The sequence below is a fragment of the Citrobacter sp. Cy070 genome, assembly GCF_030332245.1.
GTDB lineage: Bacteria > Pseudomonadota > Gammaproteobacteria > Enterobacterales > Enterobacteriaceae > Citrobacter > Citrobacter youngae.
Genome location: NZ_JAOWIG010000056.1, coordinates 1 through 2424 on the forward strand (window position 1 = coordinate 1; position 2424 = coordinate 2424).

The window sequence follows — 2424 nt, forward strand, 5'->3', positions numbered from 1 at the left end:
GTCGGGGCTAAATCGCGCCAGCGCTGGCTGTTTTACGCGTATGACAGGCTCCGGAAGACGGTTGTTGCGCACGTATTCGGTGAACGCACTATGGCGACGCTGGGGCGTCTTATGAGCCTGCTGTCACCCTTTGACGTGGTGATATGGATGACGGATGGCTGGCCGCTGTATGAATCCCGCCTGAAGGGAAAGCTGCACGTAATCAGCAAGCGATATACGCAGCGAATTGAGCGGCATAACCTGAATCTGAGGCAGCACCTGGCACGGCTGGGACGGAAGTCGCTGTCGTTCTCAAAATCGGTGGAGCTGCATGACAAAGTCATCGGGCATTATCTGAACATAAAACACTATCAATAAGTTAGAGTCATTACCCACCTCGCATTTACAGAGGGTTTACTGTAGTTCTCATGGAGGTATCTTAATCGGTGTCCTGCTATCTTAATAATGGCATAGGTTATAGAGCAATCCGGCTATTCTTCATGCTCTAAACCTATACTGATGCACGTGATTATTGGTAGTTAAAACTAATTTACGAGCAACTTTAAATTGTTAGAAGGCTATGTTCTGTATACCTTTATAACCATACAAAGAAATTATACATAACCCCGTCTTTAATATTATTAGCTTATCAGAATGAAATTCCACTCAATCCTATATTGCTGGAGTTTTTTTCCAAGCACCTATTTGCTCATAAATTTGACGCTCTATTTTTTCTACATCATTAACCAAGTCAGAATAGTCAGGTGGGTTGGTACCAATTGCCCCCTCCCATTGCCTCGTCAGCTGTGAAACTTTATTTTTGATTGTAGAGAGCTGATTTAGCTGCTTTTTGGCAAACAATACTTCTTCCGAATACAGGTTTTTTTTGGGCATTACAGTACCAGACAACGAATTTAACTTAAGTGCAGGCCGTCTTTTTAACATAAACAACTATCATTGCAACACATTTTCCGAGTTTTTCGTGGTAGGCCCTTCTTAGCAGAAGCATCTCTGATGTGTGGTCATCCACCAGCGGTCCTATGTTTCGATAACCAAAACTATGCATATTCGTCTACACGCATTGTGCAAAAATCAGTGACCAGCTATCCGCTTACGGAATCATCACGCCTGCGAGTTTTATGAAAGTGATGTGCGGATATTACGAAATGCAATCGGGTTGAAATGGATCGTAAAGGCAGTAGTGATACCCTCTTCAATAACCGATGCATCAGACCTGCCATCGCTGTTTGATGAGCAGCCCACCAGGCGCATCAGCGAAACACTGATGAAAGTGATGGACAGGTTTAACAAAGAACTGTTTCTGGTTATCGAAGGGATCAGCAGGATTCCATGATGAATCAGTCCAGGCTGTCTCCACGATATACTAGTCGCTGGAACGTGCTACTTTTCATAAAAACCTGACATCCATGTCGCTGTTAACCGATAATTTCCGGAAACAAAAGTAACTTTAGCCACCACGAGCCTTCTGGATTGCATATTTCAGGGTGGCCTCGTCAACAGCGCCCGGGATGAATGATGTCGTTGCAGCGTCGGGTTTTTGCATGTTCATGATAATGAACCCTGGCGTTCCGTTGATCCCGAGAGCTTCACCCAACTGCATGTTTCCGGAGATGACATTCTCATAGCGGCCTTTCTCACGGTCGCCGAATGAGCTGTTGAACCCGGATTTGTTCACAACCATGTCTAAATCACTGAGTGTAAACTCACGCTGGTTATTGAAGAATACATACGCACTGGTCATCAGGTTGTTGTGGTACTTACGATACGCTTCAGCGCCGAATGTCTGATAAACATGCAGGCCAGTTGCCGCCCCCATCGCAGAAACGGGTTTCGAACCAGCGAAGATTGGAAATTCTTTAAAGAAGAATTTAACATCGCTGCTCTGGCTCAACACGGATTCAACGACCGGCGCTACCTTCATACAGAAATGGCACTGGTAGTCGAAAAACTCGACGACGGCGACGGCAGCATTATCAGGTCCAATGTTAGGTGTCTCTTTGGTCTCGAAGAGAGCCGGGGCGTAAGGGATGATCCGCTCAAGGGAGGCGTTAGTGTTCAGGTTCTCAAGCGCCTTACCCGCTTCAAGCAGATACTGGGGTTTTTTTACCAGATAGGTAGCCGCGACTCTTCCTATTTCATCGTTACCGGGGAGCTCAGTTTTAAAATATTTCGACGTGATATATACAGAGCCAGCCGCTGCAATCACCGCAGAAATTAAAACAGACACCACGGGTTTAAATAATTTAATTTAGTCATAGCCACCTTTAAGCATTTTAACTTGTTAGTTATCAATCTACGTTCGATTATACTGTCACAACACATCGGAATTATTCGTTAAAGAACCTTGGTGATGCTGCCAACTTACTGATTTAGTGTATGATGGTGTTTTTGAGGTGCTCCAGTGGCTTCTGTTTCTATCAGCTG

At 45.0% G+C, this 2424-nt stretch carries 3 protein-coding genes and 1 pseudogene; 2 read left to right on the forward strand and 2 right to left on the reverse strand.

Annotation, left to right across the window (positions count from 1 at the left end; translation table 11 throughout):
- Nucleotides 1–357: pseudogene (locus OGY19_RS08905) on the forward strand (IS1-like element IS1B family transposase); the annotation flags it as partial.
- Nucleotides 358–651: 294 nt separating this feature from the next.
- Here the strand turns inward: OGY19_RS08905 and OGY19_RS08910 are convergent.
- Nucleotides 652–873, reverse strand: a complete 222-nt coding sequence (locus OGY19_RS08910; RefSeq protein ID WP_001124949.1) for a hypothetical protein — start codon at nucleotides 871–873, stop codon at nucleotides 652–654.
- A 459-nt stretch (nucleotides 874–1332) separates the two neighbouring features.
- Here OGY19_RS08910 and OGY19_RS08915 point away from each other — a divergent pair, with 459 nt between their 5' ends.
- Nucleotides 1333–1401 (forward strand): DUF4113 domain-containing protein, encoded by a 69-nt coding sequence (locus OGY19_RS08915; protein ID WP_228636870.1) that lies wholly within the window; start codon nucleotides 1333–1335, stop codon nucleotides 1399–1401.
- Nucleotides 1402–1447: 46 nt separating this feature from the next.
- Here OGY19_RS08915 and OGY19_RS08920 read toward each other — a convergent pair whose 3' ends face one another.
- On the reverse strand, nucleotides 1448–2227 hold the full coding sequence (locus tag OGY19_RS08920; protein ID WP_225623106.1) for a DsbA family protein: 780 nt from the start codon (nucleotides 2225–2227) through the stop codon (nucleotides 1448–1450).
- Between the last annotated feature and the right edge of the window lie 197 nt (nucleotides 2228–2424).

Bases quoted from the DNA above. Each gene is read 5' to 3' on its own strand.
- OGY19_RS08910 (WP_001124949.1), bottom strand. From the start codon at position 873: ATGCCCAAAAAAAACCTGTATTCGGAAGAAGTATTGTTTGCCAAAAAG.